General features: G+C 55.2%; 17 protein-coding genes. 2 read left to right on the forward strand and 15 right to left on the reverse strand.

Annotated features, from left to right (window positions below; all coding sequences use genetic code 11):
• Positions 1-3: 3 nt before the first annotated feature.
• The 13 genes from ACR3E6_RS09625 to ACR3E6_RS09685 form a co-directional block, all read right to left on the reverse strand.
• A complete protein-coding gene (locus ACR3E6_RS09625; protein WP_171636847.1) occupies positions 4-1,311 on the reverse strand; it encodes an ATPase in 1,308 nt (435 codons plus the stop codon).
• Positions 1,312-1,426: 115 nt separating this feature from the next.
• Positions 1,427-1,972, reverse strand: coding sequence for a prepilin peptidase (locus tag ACR3E6_RS09630; RefSeq protein WP_171724435.1), 546 nt, complete (start codon positions 1,970-1,972; stop codon positions 1,427-1,429).
• A 3-nt stretch (positions 1,973-1,975) separates the two neighbouring features.
• A complete protein-coding gene (locus tag ACR3E6_RS09635) occupies positions 1,976-2,827 on the reverse strand; it encodes a tetratricopeptide repeat protein (protein WP_171636850.1) in 852 nt (283 codons plus the stop codon).
• 30 nt (positions 2,828-2,857) lie between these two features.
• A complete protein-coding gene (locus tag ACR3E6_RS09640) occupies positions 2,858-3,400 on the reverse strand; it encodes a tetratricopeptide repeat protein (protein WP_371732270.1) in 543 nt (180 codons plus the stop codon).
• A gap of 57 nt (positions 3,401-3,457) precedes the next feature.
• Positions 3,458-4,432 (reverse strand): type II secretion system F family protein, encoded by a 975-nt coding sequence (locus ACR3E6_RS09645; protein ID WP_171636852.1) that lies wholly within the window; start codon positions 4,430-4,432, stop codon positions 3,458-3,460.
• Between the two features lie 10 nt (positions 4,433-4,442).
• Complete coding sequence (locus ACR3E6_RS09650) at positions 4,443-5,411, reverse strand: type II secretion system F family protein (RefSeq protein ID WP_117869719.1); 969 nt, start codon at positions 5,409-5,411, stop codon at positions 4,443-4,445.
• Positions 5,412-5,422: 11 nt separating this feature from the next.
• On the reverse strand, positions 5,423-6,865 hold the full coding sequence (locus tag ACR3E6_RS09655) for a TadA family conjugal transfer-associated ATPase (protein ID WP_171636855.1): 1,443 nt from the start codon (positions 6,863-6,865) through the stop codon (positions 5,423-5,425).
• A 25-nt stretch (positions 6,866-6,890) separates the two neighbouring features.
• The gene (locus tag ACR3E6_RS09660) at positions 6,891-8,126 is read right to left on the reverse strand and encodes a CpaE/TadZ family protein (protein ID WP_152457246.1); all 1,236 of its coding nucleotides are present in this window, start codon (positions 8,124-8,126) and stop codon (positions 6,891-6,893) included.
• A 221-nt stretch (positions 8,127-8,347) separates the two neighbouring features.
• Positions 8,348-8,971, reverse strand: coding sequence for an OmpA family protein (locus ACR3E6_RS09665; protein ID WP_171636857.1), 624 nt, complete (start codon positions 8,969-8,971; stop codon positions 8,348-8,350).
• 17 nt (positions 8,972-8,988) lie between these two features.
• Positions 8,989-10,362, reverse strand: coding sequence for a type II and III secretion system protein family protein (locus tag ACR3E6_RS09670; protein ID WP_209834954.1), 1,374 nt, complete (start codon positions 10,360-10,362; stop codon positions 8,989-8,991).
• A 193-nt stretch (positions 10,363-10,555) separates the two neighbouring features.
• On the reverse strand, positions 10,556-11,434 hold the full coding sequence (gene cpaB / locus ACR3E6_RS09675; RefSeq protein ID WP_480486900.1) for a Flp pilus assembly protein CpaB: 879 nt from the start codon (positions 11,432-11,434) through the stop codon (positions 10,556-10,558).
• 293 nt (positions 11,435-11,727) lie between these two features.
• Positions 11,728-11,955: a hypothetical protein gene (locus ACR3E6_RS09680; protein ID WP_171724433.1), complete on the reverse strand. Its 228-nt coding sequence runs from the start codon at positions 11,953-11,955 to the stop codon at positions 11,728-11,730.
• A gap of 303 nt (positions 11,956-12,258) precedes the next feature.
• Positions 12,259-12,486: a Flp family type IVb pilin gene (locus tag ACR3E6_RS09685; RefSeq protein ID WP_171724432.1), complete on the reverse strand. Its 228-nt coding sequence runs from the start codon at positions 12,484-12,486 to the stop codon at positions 12,259-12,261.
• Between the two features lie 353 nt (positions 12,487-12,839).
• On the opposite strand from ACR3E6_RS09685, the gene ACR3E6_RS09690 reads away from it, so the two are divergent.
• The gene (locus ACR3E6_RS09690) at positions 12,840-13,706 is read left to right on the forward strand and encodes a lytic transglycosylase domain-containing protein (protein WP_171636865.1); all 867 of its coding nucleotides are present in this window, start codon (positions 12,840-12,842) and stop codon (positions 13,704-13,706) included.
• 37 nt (positions 13,707-13,743) lie between these two features.
• Here ACR3E6_RS09690 and ACR3E6_RS09695 read toward each other — a convergent pair whose 3' ends face one another.
• Together ACR3E6_RS09695 and ACR3E6_RS09700 are read right to left on the reverse strand one after the other, a co-directional pair.
• A complete protein-coding gene (locus tag ACR3E6_RS09695; RefSeq protein ID WP_480486902.1) occupies positions 13,744-14,370 on the reverse strand; it encodes a 3-oxoacid CoA-transferase subunit B in 627 nt (208 codons plus the stop codon).
• The gene (locus tag ACR3E6_RS09700; protein ID WP_480486904.1) at positions 14,370-15,074 is read right to left on the reverse strand and encodes a CoA transferase subunit A; all 705 of its coding nucleotides are present in this window, start codon (positions 15,072-15,074) and stop codon (positions 14,370-14,372) included. The genes ACR3E6_RS09695 and ACR3E6_RS09700 overlap by 1 nt, the downstream gene beginning before the upstream one ends.
• Before the next feature lie 205 nt (positions 15,075-15,279).
• Between ACR3E6_RS09700 and ACR3E6_RS09705 the strand changes: the two genes are divergently transcribed.
• The gene (locus tag ACR3E6_RS09705) at positions 15,280-15,519 is read left to right on the forward strand and encodes a hypothetical protein (RefSeq protein WP_480486906.1); all 240 of its coding nucleotides are present in this window, start codon (positions 15,280-15,282) and stop codon (positions 15,517-15,519) included.
• Positions 15,520-15,571 lie beyond the last annotated feature (52 nt).

A 15,571-nucleotide genomic window follows, 5' to 3' on the forward strand; every position in this document is an offset into this window, starting at 1 on the left:
GCGTTATTTGACGATTTTCTCGTCTTTTACGAACATGTTGGCCCAGGCACGGTCAATCAGGTCCGGACTCATCTGATAAGGGATGCCTTCGAACTCGCAGATCGAGATCATCTGATCGATCAGGAAGATCGGTTGGTAGTTGGCATAAATATTGTTGATGGTCGGGTACTTGACCTTCAACAGGTGCACCAATGCCGCCTCATCCAGCGGCATACCTCGTTTGCGGGCCACCATGGCAAAGATTTTCAGGAAGTTCTCCTGATTGGGGCCGTCAATCTTGATCTTGAAGAAGATCCGGCGCAAGGCCGCTTGGTCGAAGATCTCATTGGGGTGGAAGTTGGTCGAGAAGATGACCAGCGTGTCAAACGGAACTTCGAACTTTTCACCCGATTGCAGGCCGAGGATATCCTTGTTTTCTTCAAGCGGGACAATCCAACGGTTGACCAGCGCCTGCGGCGGTTCGGCCTGACGGCCAAGGTCATCAACGATGAAAATGCCACCGGTGGATTTCAGCTGCAAGGGGGCCTGATAGGTTCGTGCGGTCGGATTGTAAACCAGATCCAACATACTGAGCGAGAGCTCACCACCGGTTACGACGGTAGGGCGTTCGCATTGCACATAGCGAGAATCGAACCGCTTGCGACGACGCAGGCTGTTGGGGTCGTCCGGCTCCTGTTCGATCGCCGTGTGCACGATCGGGTCATAGACCGTGATCACCTGACCCGCATATTCGATAGCGTAGGGCACATAGACGTTATCACCCAACGCATCCCGGATCCCGTTCGAGATTGAGGATTTACCGTTGCCCGGAGGACCGTACATCAGAATCGATCGGCCCGCACTGACCGCCGGGCCCAGATGGTCCAGCAGGCTGTCGGGCAGAACCAGATGACCCATTGCGCCAACCAGTTGCTCTCGCGTGACCTGAATATTTCGGATCGACTGGCGTTTGACCTGCTCGCGATAGACATCCAGCGGCACCGGCATTGCGCCGAAATATTCGGATTGGCTCAGCGCATCCAGCGCACGGGCCTTGCCTGCATCGGTCAGCTGATATCCCATCTCATTGCCGCTATTGGCGTTCAGTGTCCCGGTCGCTTCAAGCAGTTTCTGATCGCGCGCGATATCGACCAGTTCCTGTGTTACGGAACCAGGCAGACATATGGCTTCGGCGACTTCTGATACCGTGCTCGCGTTTTTGCGAAAAATCGTCTTCAGAAGGATGTCCCGCATCATTACAAGCGGAAGCTTCATTTCGCCCAGACCTTTGGGGGCAGGGGGGGCCATAACAGAGGAATTCTGCATATTCATGCGCTGTGCTCGTCCATCAAAATGTCACGCCAAGAAGCCGAAAACGGGCGTCTTGAAGAAAATGAACCAGCTTTGTGGCGGGACAAAGGCAGCGGCAAGGCGCGCTGATGATAGTTTACGATCCGAGAACAGTGCCCAGAATCAGGTACATCGCCAATGATCCGCCCAAGGCGAAACCCATCGGAAACTGTTTGCCCCGGCTCCAGCTTTCCCAATGCGGCGCGATCGTGCGCAGCCTTGTGATCTTGGCCAAACGATGAGTGACCACGGAAGCCAGAATACAGGCGGTCAGGATCATAAGCATAATTCGCAGATCGCCCAGCCAGACAAACGCCGATGCGGCGGCCAGAAACTTGGCATCGCCAGCGCCCATGGTGCCCGCGGCGTTCAGGAAGATACCAATGACCAAAACCACGACGATATGCAGCAGTTGCCAGAAATAGACCGGCATAGACACGGTGATCGGCCCCAGGTTGCCGCCGACACTGCCTGTAGACCAGGGCGGGATGGCGATCAGTCCTATCACGATGTAAACCAGCGTCAGCGCAAGGACTGCATGGTTCTTGATCCGCATCTCACGCATATCCGTGAAGGCCACGTAAAAGCAGATCGGCAGCACAAACGGCAGAAACCAGGCCGCTGCCACTGCGGGTATTTGCATGTGTCAGGCCCCTTCAAGCGCCCGAAGCGAGCGGACCGCCTCGTCGAAATGCTGCGGGTGGGTTGAAATGGCTTCGCGGAAAAGGTTCTTGGCGGTGGTTATATCGCCCTGTTTGACTGCCGAAATACCCATCGTGTTGAGCAGACGCGCTCGCTCGACCTGAGTCATCGGGACGACTGGCAGGCTATAGTTGCCTTGCGCTGATCGGGCCAAAACCAGGTTGTTCTTGGCAGTAAACAGCGAGTTGTCCTGACGGATCGCTTCCGAGAACAACCGCTCCGCTTCGGCATATTCGCCGCGGGTCAGTTTGGAATATCCCCAGTTGTTCATCACACTGCCCGGACGTGTCGTCAGCCCGACAGCGGTTTCATAGAAATGATCCGCGCGTTTCCACTCTTTCCGGGAATCCGCAACGACTGCCTCGAGGCGATACCGTTTGAAGGTTTCAAAGGTTGGGGGAACCGAATCCAGAACGGTTTTCGCCTGCGACCAGTCGCCGTTTCGGACCAATGCGTCCGCGTATTCAACCTTGTCCGCGGCGTTCGTGCCCTTCATCGTTGTGACGCGCTTCCATGCGGTCACGGCCTCGGTCGTGCGTTTGGCACGGCCCAAAGAAATTGCCAGTCCGCGCTGAAGATCGATCCGGTCCGGGTTCTTGAGCGCTGCGCCGTGGAAATAGGTCACCGCTTCGTTTGGATCTGCGGCGCTCAGAAGCACATCGCTCAGGTTTGTTTCGTCAATAACGTTCACTTCCTGAAACGTTCGTTCAACCTTTTCCTCTTCGGTTTCCTTTGCACAGGCCGAAAGGATCAGACCACTGATAACAACACTCGGAATCAAGAATTGCTGGCGCATTTTTTGCGTCCTTTACTGCTCTCGCCTCAATTACTGGATCTTGCGTAGCGTGAATTGCCCGTCGCCAAGCTGCTCCAGTGTGTATTCTTGTTGTTCTTGTGGGGTATTATTAACAGGATTTTCCATTTTTGCGAGTGCTAAGCGCAGATTGTCCCGGATTGCGTCACTTTCGCCATTGTCCAGCGCATAGGCACGCTGAAACACTTGCGCGGCCTCGGGGTATTCCTGTTTTTCCATCAGCAGGACACCCAGATTGTTCCAGGCCACCGGCCAGTCCGTGTCGTCTTCGACGGCTCTGCGCAGAAGTTTTTCGGCCTGTCCCAAGCGGCGTAGCCCAACATTTGCGGTACCCAGAGACGTCAGGACCTGGGGCGTCATACCCTGTTCCAGCGCGGCCCGGGTAAAGGTTTGAAGCGCCAGTTCGTATTCTCCGGCGGCCATCAATCTGTTTCCGACCTCGATGCTGTCCTCGGCCTGACCTTTGGTGTCAACTCCCGGTGCATCCAAACCGTTGGGTGACAGGCCTTCTGTACAAGAAGCCACCATGGCAAAAACCATGGTGGCCCGGAACATTAGGCGAAACCCGGAAGGGAAGCACCTGAATTCAGCTTTCATATGGCTCTATCCGACCTAGCGTCCAAAACTCGAAATAACATTTGCCGACGGGCCAACCAGAATAATCAGCAGCGGTGGAACCGTCAGCATCATTGTGACAAGAGTCATCTTGGTCGGCAACTTGTTCGCGGCCTCCTCGGCGCGCATCACGCGTTTGTCGCGCATCTCACCGGCGTAAACCCGCAACGCCTCGGCGATTGATGTACCAAATGTTGCCGATTGGATCATGACGGTGACAAAAGAGTTCACGTCCTGAACGCCACAGCGCACGCCGAAGTCGCGCAGGACGGTATCCTTGTCCTTGCCGGCCTTCATTTCATACGCGACGGTTTCGAATTCCTGCGCGATATCCGGATAAGACGCGCTCATTTCACTGGCCACGCGAACGATGGCCTGATCCAGCGATTGACCGGCCTCGACGCAGACCAGCATCAGATCAAGCGTATCGGGAAAACCGGCGGTGATCGCTTCCTTCCGCTCTTCGACCCGTCGCGTGATCCAGTATTTGGGTGCGAAATAGCCGATCGCGCCGGGGACAAGCACCCGGATCATCATCTGTGTTCCGGTAAATTCCTGGCCGCCGGAAAAAACCGTGACCAGCAGAACACCAATGAAAATACCAAGGATCCCCAAGGAAAACTGCGCAAAGTGGAAGAACCGAACCGAATCCTTCGACCTGTAGCCCGCCTGGCGCAGCTTCAGCTCGACGGCCGAGTATTCTTCCTCGTTCTTGGGCTCGAGGAAAGTTGCAAACTTCTCAAGCTGTTCGTTTCGGCTCGAGTTTCGAAGCTGCTCTTTCTTCCCTTTTTTCTGCTTTGGAGGAGCCGCATTCGATCTTTGCAGTTTCTTCAGGGGGTCTTCCGGCTGCTTCATCATCAGTGTGACAGCGACCAGAACCATAAGCAGGCCAAGTACGCCGACAACGATAAGCGGTCCGAATTCACCCAGGTGCTGGGTCAACAGGTCATTGATGCTGGTCAGGATTTCCATGGTGCTGCCCTCAGACCTTGATGTTGGTGATGATTTTCATGACGATCAGGTTCAATGTCAGCAGGATCGCGACAACAAAACACGCGGGAATAAACCAGGGGTGATCCAACACGTCGTCGTAATAGCCTGGGTCCTTGACCAGAATAAAAATCAGACAGGCAACAGGGAACCCGGACAGGAACTTGCCGGACCATTGCGCCTCGGCCGTAATCGCCTTGACCCGACGGAACAGGCGAAAACGGGCGCGGATCACCTTTGCCAATCCGGCCAGAATTTCGGCCAGGTTGCCGCCAGATTGCTGCTGAATACCCACCGCTACGGCAAGAAAGCGCATATCCTGCATGTCCAGACGCTCAGCCATGTCCTTCAGCGCCTCGCCCACATCGCGACCATAGGCACATTCATCAGCGATAACGCCAAATTCGGTTCCCAGCGGATCCTGAACTTCGTTTGCAACCACCTGAATCGTCGACACAAATGGATTGCCAACACGCAGAGATCGTACCATCAGCTCAACCGCATCGGGCAGTTGTTCTTCGATCATTCCCATGCGTTTCTTGGCCTTGTGGTTTACCCAGGCGTAAACGCCGCCGATGCCGATCGCGATGGAAACAACGATACGAAGTGCCGTGTCCGTAGCGGTGCCAATGCTCAAACCGACAAAGGCCATGGCTGATACCAGACCCATGATCATGATCAATTGACGTGGAGAGAACGCGATTGCAGCCTTTTGCGCCTTGTCAGCAAGAAGTGAATACAGAGGAATGCTCTGCGATTTCATATGCTGCTGCATCTCTTTGCGCAGCTGCTCCAGCACCTGTTCGCGTCCGGCACCCTTTTCCAGCATATCCAGGCGCCGGTTGACGCGGCTGTTCAGGCTAATGGACTTGCCGAAGGCGACAAGATAGATGCCCTCGACCAAGGCAAGGACCCCCACAAAGATGGCGACATAAATGATCGCCTCCATAGGCAATTGCATACCCGGTTCTCCTACATTGTGGTTGGGTCGTAGATGGACGCTGGCAAGTCAAAGCCCCATAGACGGAACCGTTCCGAATAGTGGCTCCGGACGCCAGTGGCGGTGAAATGCCCGATGATCTTGTTGTCTGGTGTCAGGCCAACGCGTTGAAAACGAAAGATTTCCTGCATGGAAATCACGTCCCCTTCCATCCCGGTGATCTCGGTGATCGAGGTCATCCGGCGCGAACCGTCCTGTAGGCGGCTGGCCTGCACGATCAGGTTCACAGCCGAGGCGATCTGACTGCGTACCGCCTTGATCGGCATTTCGATCCCGGCCATCGCGATCATGTTTTCCAGACGTGAAATGCCGTCACGGGCCGAGTTGGCGTGAATCGTGGTCATTGATCCGTCGTGACCGGTGTTCATGGCCTGCAACATGTCGATGACCTCGGCGCCGCGTGTCTCACCCACGATGATACGGTCAGGACGCATACGCAGGGCGTTCTTCAGACAGTCGCGCGGGCTGACTTCACCTTTGCCTTCCACGTTGGGCGGGCGGCTTTCCATCCGACCCACATGCGTCTGTTGCAGTTGAAGTTCAGCCGTGTCCTCGATGGTCAGGATCCGCTCGGCATCGTCGATGAAGCTGGACAAGGCGTTGAGCGTGGTCGTTTTACCCGAACCCGTACCCCCGGAAACGATGATATTCAGTCGCGTGGACACGGCGGCCTGCAAATAGGCGGCCATTTCTTCGGTGAACGCACCGAAATTGACCAGGTCGTCAATACCCAGCTTGTCTTTCTTGAATTTACGAATGGAAACAAGCGATCCGTCCACCGCGATCGGAGGCACCATGGCATTGAAACGCGATCCATCGGCCAGACGGGCGTCAACATACGGGTTGGATTCATCGACGCGGCGGCCCACGGCGGACACGATCTTGTCGATGATCCGCATCAGGTGCTTTTCATCTTTGAAGGTAATGTCGCTGAGTTCCAGCTTGCCGGCACGTTCCACAAAAATCTGTTGTGGACCATTCACCAGAATATCGTTGACCGAATCGTCCTGAAGCAGCGCCTCGAGCGGGCCAAGGCCCGTCACCTCGTCATACAGTTCCTTGTTCAGTTGGGACCGGTCTTCGCGGTTCAGAACAATGTTTCGTGTTTCCAGAACTTCACTGGCGATAGCACTGATTTCAGCGCGCAACTCGGCTTCGCCGGCGTTTTCCAGCGCGGCCAGGTTCAGGTTCTCCAGCAGTTCGCGGTGCAGTTCGATCTTGATCTCACCCAACCGCTCCTTGCGTTTGCGGTCTTTGTCTGAACTTGTGACCTCACCAGCAATCTTTTTCACGGGTTTGCGTGCCACCGCAGTCGCGACAGGTGTCGCCTGTGCAGAAGACGCCGCTGTTTCAGCCGGTTGTGCCGGCGTTTTGACGGGCTGCGCTGCGGGTTGCTTTTTGTATCTTGAAAACACGGCTTATCCCCCCTTGGGATGATGTTTACGCAGCTTCTTCGGCACTGCTGCCGAGGCTGTGGAGCGATTTCGCCAGCTTTGCGATTTCGCGGCGCAAAGGGTTCTTGGCGGCCGCATTTGCCAGAGGCAGACCATGATCCCCACTTTGCATGACCGGTTTGCCACCATCAGGCAGCAGAAGGTCGATGGAGATTCCAAGGCTTTCCCCCATGCGTTTCACGCGGCTTTTCCCGTTCAGATCGGTAAATTTCGGCGCGCGGTTCAACGCAAAACGCAGCTTGTTGAATGGTAGCTCCTCTGCCTGCAATGCACGTTTCAGGCGCAGGGCATTCTGGGCGGACCGCATGTCCAGCTCGATCAGGGCGAAATACACATGGGCGGCCTGCAAAACTGTTTCCGACCACAGGACCAGCGTTTTTGGCATGTCGACAATGACATAGTCGAAATGCGCGCGCGCCATGTCGATCACGCGCTGAATGTCTTCCGGGGTGATCAAGTCCAGTGGCACCATGTCGGAGGGTGCGGTCAAAACCTGAAGCTTTTCTTCATATGTTTGAAGGGCTTGCGAGAATACTTCGCTGTCCATCGCATCGGTATCCGACAGCATTTCAAACACGGTCTCTCGTCGCGGCAGATCCAGATAGGTGGAAACAGTCCCGTATTGCAGGTCCAGATCGATCAGACACACGGTCGGCGCGTCTTTGTCCGAAGCACAGGCCAGTTCCCAAGCCAGGTTAACGGCCAGTGTCGTTGCGCCGACACCACCTGCCAGGCCCTGAACGACAAACAGTGCGCCTTCCTTGGACGCGCCGCCGGCCAAAGGAACGGCGGCTGCTTGCGCAACGGCAACCGGGTCGGGCTGCTTCATTCGCTCTATGGCTTCCTGCAATTCGCCTTCGGGAAGAGGATAGGGCACGAACTCGTCAGCACCCTTGCGCAGCAGTTGGTGCAGGGATGCCGGAGTAACATCCTCGGCGATCAGAACAACTTTTACTTTCTTTTCATTGGCTTGAGTGATTATCTCACCTAGCAGAGAAAGGTTGTCTTCGTCTTCTCCGTCGATCGCCAGTGCTACGAATTCCAGCGTTTCAGCTTCGGGTTGGCTGAAAAAGGCCAACGCTTCTGCAAATCCCAGATCTCCCCAGCGTTCGCCCAAGATGGCTTCCATGTCTTCGATCAGAAGGTCGAAATTCTGAACATCCCGACTGATGGTGCAGGCCAAGATTGCAGTATTGTCGTCTTGCGGCGTCGCGCTGGTCATAAACACTATCCTCGTCGTGAGGGCTCAGCATGTCATATGAACGAAATCCGCCAGATTGATGTGCTGTCGCCCCAATACGGTCAAATTTGGCCGCAGGTCACCCTATTGTTCACAATGTTGCTTTGAAGTTGGGCGAGAATTGGGCGCAAAAGAACCAATTGTAGGGAAATGGGCGACGATGTCGCCCATTTCAAACGTATTATCCACCGCTTCCGGCGGCACTAGTTGGCCGTATCTGTTGATGATACATTCTCAATCACGGTCTTCCACGTCGCACTTTCAACGTATTCGCGATAGATAATGTTCGCGTATTTACCGTCGAGCAGTTGCGGGTGACGGTCAACAAAGCCAGAAACTTCCGTTACCGTCCGGCGGTTGCGGCGATCCCGATTCGGTGTCGCGATCAACGGCTGCGTTTTCCCAAAGGATACAACGGCTTCAAGTCGTGAACGCGAGATGCCTTGCCGTTCAAGGAACGCAACGACGGCCTGCGCGCGGCGTAGCCCAAGGCTTTTGTTGTAGCTGGTCGACCCAACGGCATCTGTATGTCCGTAAACCCGGAACCTGGCTTCGGGGAACTGTTTGATCCAGTCAGCCTGCTGCAACAGTATGCTTTGCGCTGATGCGTCCAGTTGCGAACTGTTGAAGGCAAAGTTCACTTGGCTGGGCACATCCGCGGCAAATCTGCGACCGAGAATCTGAGCATAGGTCAACTCGCCGTTTTGAACCTGGATATTGTTCAATGTCGCGTTTCCAAAGGTTCCGGCATCGATCTCGTATCCGACCTCGCGCGTACATGCGGCAACGGCGACCGTAAGACCCAGTGTGATGATCCACTTCTGCATTGGTCCTATCCTCCTGATCAATCTAGGACGTAGCCGTACGAGCTGCCGAAGCTCTGTTTGGCAACCTCAGACGCTCCGCCGGCGCCCGCGCGCTGTGTGCGCGCCACCCGACCGTTCACGAACAGGTCGAATTCGCTGGGCGGTTTGACCCGATCGGTTGGAAGCGCAAGAGTTTCGCCTCGAGTCGGTGAAACTAGATGCGCCGTGATGATGATGACAAGTTCACTTTGTTCACGCTGGTAATCAGCGCTGCGGAACAAGGACCCCAGAACCGGCACATCTCCCAGCCACGGCACTTGGTTGACTTGGTCCACAAAGTTGTCCTGAAGCAGTCCGGCGATGGCAAAGCTTTCCCCGTCGCGCAGTTCTATTGTGGTCTTGGCTTCCCGCACGATAAAGCTGGGAACGGTGTCTCCATTGATCGTGAAGTTGGTGCTGGTGTCGATGCTCGAAACCGAGGTTCCCATTTCCAGATTGATCAGGTCGCCGTCCACAACCCGAGGAATGAAGTTCATATTCACACCGAAGGGTTTGTACTCGATTGCCACGACACCGTCGTCTTGCGGCACCGGAATCGGAACTTCACCACCAGCCAGAAACGTTGCTTCCTGACCGGACAGGGCTGAAAGGTTCGGTTCGGCAAGGTTGCGAACAAGGCCCTTCGACTCGAGGGCTTGCAGAAGTAAGTTGACTTGTGCCGATCCGACCCCGAAGCCAAACAACAAGACACCATTTTCCACTGTGACAGGGGGAACAAGGTTCTGCGGATTGAAACCACCGACAAAATCAGTGCCCGTAACTGAAAGCGTTGAAGAAAGCTCTTTAGCGACCGAGCGGTTCATCTCGGCAAAGCGAACTTTCAGCATGACCTGCTGGACGCCACCCACAGACATCAGGTTCGATACACGTTCGGGCGCGTACCGTTCAGCCAATTCAAGTGCGCGGGCCAGTTTGGCCGAGCTGGAGATCGTACCGGACAAAACAATGCCATCATTCGCTGTGCGAACCTCGATGGGTTCATTGGGCAGGATTTGACGCAGACGTTCCTTGAATTCCGTAACATCTGGTGCGACCCGGACGCGGACATTGGCCAAAAGATTGCCTGCGCCGTCAAACAGTGTCAGCGTGGTCAGGCCCGGGGCCTTGCCCAGAACATAGATCGTGCGCTCGGACAACGATGAGATGTCTGCAATGCCGGCATTGGCAATGCTGAGCTCTGCGAAAGGTTGTTCGCTTTCCACAACAATCGCGCGGTTCATCGGAACTTCCAGCGTTTCCACTGTGCCCTTTTTTACCACGCGAAGGGATTCAGCCCAGGCGGCATCGCCGACCGGGCCCATAAAAAGCGACAACCCCAGCAGGGTTGCGCTGATCCAGGAACGTATTGTCATGTGACCTGCCTCTCCGATCACGCCTCGTTTTTTGGGTCTTATGCCCTATGTGCAAAGAGACTGCGCGAAATCCGAATTTATTGCAATAATCAATGGTTTCTGGAATTTTCCTTATGTGGAGAATTGGCAACAACAACAAGAAAAGAGCCGCATCTGAGATGCGGCTCCGATCTTGTAACACTCTGAATTGGCGTCAATTTGTACAGGGGATAGGCACGTTGACAATCTCGCCACCGCGTCTGATACGCGTCGTGCAGACCTGTTCAACTTCTTTTTCGGGTTCCGGTGCGGCTGCCGTAATTCCAAGCAGTTTGCGCTGATCCACCTCGATTGCCGACGCAACAGAGTCATCCTGCACCCCAACCAAAGCTAGGGAAAGACGCCCGGTGTTCTGGGCCTGCGCGAGTGCTGCGACCTGTTCCGGCGTGGCTGCGACCGTGACTGTGCGTGCAATCGTTGCGCTTGCGACGTCCGAACCAGCGGTCTGGTCGACCGCGATGAGTTGAACATTGGTTTCGATCAGCTTGGTGATGCCGCCGGTGTTGCCCTCGACGGTGCCGCTTGATCCGGTCCAGTAGATGTCGACATTGTCGCCGGGGCGCAGGAAGCCTGAAACACCAGAGGCCACGTCGACGCTGATCGCAAAGGCGCGCATACCTTTTTCAAGACGAGAGGTCAGCCCGGCCGATTCGCCTGGCCGTGTGATCTTGACCTCCATAATCGCCTCGTCTTTTTCCATGGTCCTCAGAATATAACGCTCATTGGCGCCACTTTCGGGAAACAAGGCAGTGAGATCAGAGAACGAACCTTCGGGAATCGCGTTTTCCGGCCAGTCTACAGCGCGAATGTCTTCCTGCGTCAGGCGTTCACCGTATTTCAGAGGACGATTTGAAACGTAAACAGTTACCGTCGGGATCACATCGACTTTGGCATTGGCCAGCGCTTCTTCTGCCGCTTGTTTCTGCCGTGCCAGTTCGCTTTGGTAAGCCGCAATATAGTTGCGCGCCATGTAAACGGCGCCCCCAGCCAGAGCAACGCCGACAATCAGGACAAGTCCGAATACCGCTCGCATACATGCACCTCTTTCTTATTTAGTCGGATACTAAGCGGCCAAAGGGCCACTTTGAAACAGCCCAAGTGTTAAATGTAAATTGTGTCGAAATGTGGGACAAAAATGTCTGCTTGTTAGATTCTGCGTCAGCTTTCGCACAATTCCGCAAAACGACTGCTGTCATTTCCTTACGGCAGGCCAGACGAAGAACAACGAAACAAACGCCGCGCCCCAAAAAGGCCGCCGCGTTTATTTGCCCTACACGTTCACCAACAAGCTCAGGAAAGTGGGTGAATGTGAAAACTCGCTGTGGTTCAGTTGGTTCCCGCTGTGACGAGACCGCCAGGCCCGGTGTTCGAGCCGGTGCTGACAACAGAGGAACTCATGGCTTGGTTGATGTTACCGCCGATACCATCAACACTTGAGCTGATGACGAGGTAGGTCGCGCCTGACAGACCGATCAATACTGCGGTCAAAACCACCCAGTCAACGGTCACCGCTCCTGCTTCGTCCGATTTGAACCGATTAAGGAACTTTAGCATCTACATATCTCCAATACGACAATTCAGTGTTTCCCGTAACGTCGCCCAACAGTGGTTCGTTCGGATGGCGGAAATCAGGCCAAAAGTTGATTTTGGTGAAGATATCTAAGATTCAGCACTTTTTCTCGTGTTCCTTATTGCGGTGAGACCTGAAAAGGGCGTGACTAATTCGGTGGCACTCGTGATGTGTCGGGCGGCGTCATGTCTATTAGCCTGTATTTTTGCCTCAGAAGTACCGGTACTTCTGAAACAAAAAAGACCGCGCCTGAAGGCGCGGTCTCGAAATCTTGCTAAACCAGAGGCTTAGTTGGTGCCTGCAGCTGTGATACCACCTGTTGCGGTGTTGCTGCCGGTGCTGATCGACGATGCTTGCAGAGCGGTGTTCACGTCTGTTGCCAGGCCGGTCGCGCCAGCCGAGATCTGCTGGTATGCAACGGCTGCCAGGCCGATGACTGCAGCGGTCAGAACAACCCAGTCAACTGTTACTGCGCCGTCTTCGTCTTTGCGGAAGTTCTTGATGAACTTGATCATGTTACGTCCCTCCTAAAGGATCAAAAAGAGTTTAACAAACCTCGGCGTTCTTCAGAGCTTTCTCTCTCAGGCCGCTCATGTCCGTCTCGGTATGGATTAATGTTTGCCTGTTGTGCGTGGCAGGAATTGGGCCAAACACAGATTTTTTTTCGCATGGCTTAACTTTTTGGTTATAATTTTCATAACACAATGAAAATAAAAGATAAAAAAATCACAACGATTAAAGCAAAGGCCCTGTAGCGATGCAAAATTGTGCCAAATGAGGCGAAACTGCCCCATTTCGCTTTGTTTTTCTGGCCTTGCGGGAAGATTCGGGGTTCAAATCGCCTAAAAAGAAAACATGAGGCAGGCAAATGAATCTCCGGAACGCACTTCAATGCGCCGGTGTGCTGGCGTTTCTGATATCGGGTACTGCATCCGTAAATGCGACCGAGACAGAGCCGCGCGGCGTATACAAGCGCGTCAAAGTCCCAAAACCCGGTGAACGTCCGCGTGTGACCGTGCAGATCACTCCGGAAGAACATGCAGCCAACCCTTCAGCGCCCAGCACGGGCACTGAACTGGTGGTGCCGGAAATCATCGCGCGTACCAAAGTCGCTCCGCTGCCGGCGCCCGGTGCGGAAGTCAAACGAGATCCCAAAGGATCGTACAAGGCTTTCTGGAATTTGATTTCACCGCACATTGATGAAGGTGGGGCCGGGCGGCTTGACGCGGCGATCAGCGCCCTGGCCGCAACCAACGTGAGATCACCGCGACTGCAATCGCTGCAAGATATCGCAAAGGAACGCGGGATCGATATCCTTCGTTCCACTGTGGGAACCAATGTTTCACCTGCGCTGGTGCTTGCGGTCATCTCGGTGGAATCGGCCGGGCGTACAGACGCGGTCAGTTCCGCAGGCGCGCAGGGGCTTATGCAGTTAATGCCCGCGACAGCGGCCAGATTCGGGGTAAAGGACAGCCTTAAGCCCTCTGAGAACATTGCGGGCGGTGTAAAATACCTCAACTGGCTGATGGAAGAGTTCGGGAATGATCCAATACTTGTATTGGCTGGATACAACGCAGGAGAGGGGGCCGTACGCAAACACAGCGGTGTGCCACCCTATGCTGAAACCCGGGACTACGTGCCAAAAGTCCTCGCCGCGTTTCAGATCGCGCGGGCTTTGTGCGCAACGCCGCCAGACCTGATTTCCGATGGCTGTGTTTTTCAGACTTCCAACTAACAAGGCCCGCCGTGATCCGGCGGGCCTTTCCATTTGATCAGGAAACGATTGTCGCTTCCGTTGCGGCGCGCAGCTCATCTTCGCTGACACCTTCCGCCAGTTCGACGATTTTCAGACCGCCTTCAACCACATCCAGCACACCAAGATTGGTGATAATGCGATCCACGACGCCCTTTCCGGTCAGTGGCAGGGTGCATTCCTTCAGGACCTTGCTGTCGCCGTGCTTGTTGGTGTGATCCATCACGACAATCACCCGGCCGACGCCTGCAACCAGGTCCATCGCGCCGCCCATGCCTTTCACCAGCTTGCCGGGGATCATCCAGTTTGCCAGATCGCCTTTCTCATCCACTTCCATGGCGCCCAGAATCGCCGCAGCAATCTTGCCGCCGCGGATCATGGCGAAGGATGTGGCACTGTCGAAATAGGCCGTGCGGGACAGTTCGGTGATCGTCTGCTTGCCTGCATTGATAAGGTCCGGGTCTTCTTCGCCCTCGAAGGGGAAGGGGCCCATGCCCAGCATGCCGTTTTCCGATTGCAGCGTGATGTCCTTGTCACCCACATAGTTTGCCACCAGCGTCGGGATCCCGATACCCAGGTTCACATACATGCCGTCTTCCAGTTCCTCTGCCGAGCGTGCGGCCATCTGATTGCGGTCCCAGGGCATTATGCTTCCTCCTTCTTGCGGGTGGTGCGCTGTTCGATGCGCTTTTCGTGTTCGCCCTGAATGATGCGATGCACATAGATACCGGGCAGATGGATGCAGTCGGGGTCCAGCGAACCATGCGGAACGATCTCTTCCACTTCGGCCACGCAGATCTTGCCGCAGGTCGCGGCAGGAACGTTGAAATTACGGGCGGTCTTGCGGAAAACCAGATTGCCGGTGTCGTCAGCCTTCCAGGCTTTGACGATGGCCAGATCGGCAAAAATGCCTTCTTCCAGAATGTAGGTCTCGCCGTTGAAGTCCTTGTGCTCTTTCCCTTCAGCGATCACGGTGCCGACGCCGGTCTTGGTGTAGAAGCCCGGGATGCCCGCCCCACCGGCGCGCATCCGTTCGGCCAGTGTTCCCTGGGGGTTGAATTCCAGCTCCAGCTCACCGCTCAGATACTGGCGCATGAACTCGGCGTTTTCACCGACATACGAGCTGATCATCTTCTTGACCTGCTTGGTCTGCAACAGGATGCCGATTCCGAAATCGTCCACACCGGCATTGTTCGACGCAAAGCTCAGGTCTTTGACGCCCGAATCCCGGATGGCCTCAAGCAACAATTCCGGAATGCCGCACAGGCCAAACCCGCCTGCGGCAATCAGCATGCCATCCGACAGCAGCCCATCGAGCGCCTCGGTGGCATTGGCATAGACTTTCTTCATGGAAAACTCCCCCAATGACATGGTGATGGGCTGGTTGTGCCGTCGCGTCACAGGGAAGTCAATGAAACCGGAGGCTGGGTCGTATTTCTACCAATGGAAAAGGCCGTTGCAATTGATCGGGTGGCTCTGCATGTTCGCCGCACTTTTATAGGAGGTTGAAAACATGAAACGAATTTGGGTCTGAGCAACCGCAGCTGCTGCGCTTTTGGCTTTGTCAGCCTGTGAGCCTGATCAGGCGGCGGTACTTCAGCTCGATGATAACAAGATCAAAGTTGTTGGTGCTGGATATTCTGAGAAGTCTTCACTTGAATCTGCAATTTCAACCGCCAACGCACGGTGCGCACAGCAGGGCAAAGAGGCCTTCGTTCTGGCCAGCGATACCGGCTATCAGGAGGTGGACAAGAATGCAGCCCTGATCATCGATGTCCTGACGGCTGCTGCCTAGAACTCAGGCAGCGCACCCGGCTACTATCCTAGCTCAAGCAGCTCGGAAGACT

It is taken from the genome of Ruegeria sp. AL3, assembly GCF_056536065.1.

Coding starts and splice junctions, on each gene's coding strand:
- ACR3E6_RS09625 (WP_171636847.1), bottom strand. CDS start 1,311: ATGAATATGCAGAATTCCTCTGTTATGGCCCCCCCTGCCCCCAAAGGT.
- ACR3E6_RS09630 (WP_171724435.1), bottom strand. CDS start 1,972: ATGCAAATACCCGCAGTGGCAGCGGCCTGGTTTCTGCCGTTTGTGCTG.
- ACR3E6_RS09635 (WP_171636850.1), bottom strand. CDS start 2,827: ATGCGCCAGCAATTCTTGATTCCGAGTGTTGTTATCAGTGGTCTGATC.
- ACR3E6_RS09640 (WP_371732270.1), bottom strand. CDS start 3,400: ATGTTCCGGGCCACCATGGTTTTTGCCATGGTGGCTTCTTGTACAGAA.
- ACR3E6_RS09645 (WP_171636852.1), bottom strand. CDS start 4,432: ATGGAAATCCTGACCAGCATCAATGACCTGTTGACCCAGCACCTGGGT.
- ACR3E6_RS09650 (WP_117869719.1), bottom strand. CDS start 5,411: ATGCAATTGCCTATGGAGGCGATCATTTATGTCGCCATCTTTGTGGGG.
- ACR3E6_RS09660 (WP_152457246.1), bottom strand. CDS start 8,126: ATGACCAGCGCGACGCCGCAAGACGACAATACTGCAATCTTGGCCTGC.
- ACR3E6_RS09665 (WP_171636857.1), bottom strand. CDS start 8,971: ATGCAGAAGTGGATCATCACACTGGGTCTTACGGTCGCCGTTGCCGCA.
- ACR3E6_RS09670 (WP_209834954.1), bottom strand. CDS start 10,362: ATGACAATACGTTCCTGGATCAGCGCAACCCTGCTGGGGTTGTCGCTT.
- cpaB (WP_480486900.1), bottom strand. CDS start 11,434: ATGCGAGCGGTATTCGGACTTGTCCTGATTGTCGGCGTTGCTCTGGCT.
- ACR3E6_RS09680 (WP_171724433.1), bottom strand. CDS start 11,955: ATGCTAAAGTTCCTTAATCGGTTCAAATCGGACGAAGCAGGAGCGGTG.
- ACR3E6_RS09685 (WP_171724432.1), bottom strand. CDS start 12,486: ATGATCAAGTTCATCAAGAACTTCCGCAAAGACGAAGACGGCGCAGTA.
- ACR3E6_RS09690 (WP_171636865.1), top strand. CDS start 12,840: ATGAATCTCCGGAACGCACTTCAATGCGCCGGTGTGCTGGCGTTTCTG.
- ACR3E6_RS09695 (WP_480486902.1), bottom strand. CDS start 14,370: ATGCCCTGGGACCGCAATCAGATGGCCGCACGCTCGGCAGAGGAACTG.
- ACR3E6_RS09700 (WP_480486904.1), bottom strand. CDS start 15,074: ATGAAGAAAGTCTATGCCAATGCCACCGAGGCGCTCGATGGGCTGCTG.